This is a genomic window from Mycobacterium sp. E2699, from assembly GCF_001666745.1.
Classification (GTDB): domain Bacteria; phylum Actinomycetota; class Actinomycetes; order Mycobacteriales; family Mycobacteriaceae; genus Mycobacterium.
In genome coordinates, this window is sequence record NZ_LZJH01000103.1 from 1 (window position 1) to 905 (window position 905).

Consider the following 905-nt stretch of genomic DNA (forward strand, 5'->3'; position numbering starts at 1 on the left):
AGTTGCCCAGCTGCGCGACCGTCGCCGACGCGCTGGCGTGGTAGCCGCTCATCGCGGCGACATCCTGGGCCCACATCTGCTCGTATTCGGCCTCGGCCGCCGCGATCGCCGGCGCGTTCTGGCCGAACAGGTTCGACATCACCAGCGACACCAGCTGGCCGCGATTGGCCGTGATCGACCCGGGGTCCACGATGGTCGCCAGCGCGGCCTCGTAGGCGACGGCCGCCGCCCGCGCCTGGGCCGCCGACTGCTCGGCTTGCGCGGCCGCCCCGCCCAGCCAGTCCACGTACCCGGCGGCCGCGTTGGTCATGGACGCCGCCGACGGGCCCTGCCAGGCCTGCCCGGCCAGGTCCGAGGTCACCGAGGAAAACGATCCCGCGGCCGCACTCAACTCATCGGCCAGCCCGTCCCACGCCGCAGCGGCCGCCAACATTGGCGCTGACCCGGCACCGGAGAACATCCGGGACGAATTGATCTCCGGCGGGAGCACCAAAAAGCTCATGACCGCGGTCCCTTCTCAGCAGCGAGCCCCGGGAGCCAAAGTGTGCCGTTGCTCGGGTTCGCACGCAACCGCGACTGCGAGCGCTTGATCCCTGCGGTCCGGTCCGCAACGATCGTGCGGCGGCCGGGATTGGATTCCCGCCTAACGGGGTATGGGGCAGGCCGGAGAATGTACGTTGCTCCAGTGGCTGCTGAAGGTCTGATCAACGACGATCGAGGGGAGCAGTGATGAACTTTTCGGTGTTTCCGCCCGAGGTCAACTCGGTGCTCCTGCTTGATGGGCCGGGCCCGGGGCCGATGCTGGAGGCGGCGGCGGCCTGGGACGGGATCCGCAGTGAGTTGAGCGCGGCGGCAAGCGCATTCAGCTCCGTGACCTCGGACCTGGCCGGGCAGGCCTGGCAGGG

At 69.9% G+C, this 905-nt stretch carries 2 protein-coding genes; one reads left to right on the top strand and one right to left on the bottom strand.

Going from position 1 to position 905, the window contains the following annotated elements; genetic code table 11:
• Positions 1–502: PPE family protein (locus A5696_RS18600; protein WP_197517016.1), on the bottom strand; the 502-nt coding region annotated here is incomplete at its 3' end.
• A gap of 227 nt (positions 503–729) precedes the next feature.
• Here A5696_RS18600 and A5696_RS27225 point away from each other — a divergent pair.
• Positions 730–905 (top strand): PPE domain-containing protein (locus tag A5696_RS27225; protein WP_197516869.1); only part of this gene is annotated, 176 nt, incomplete at its 3' end.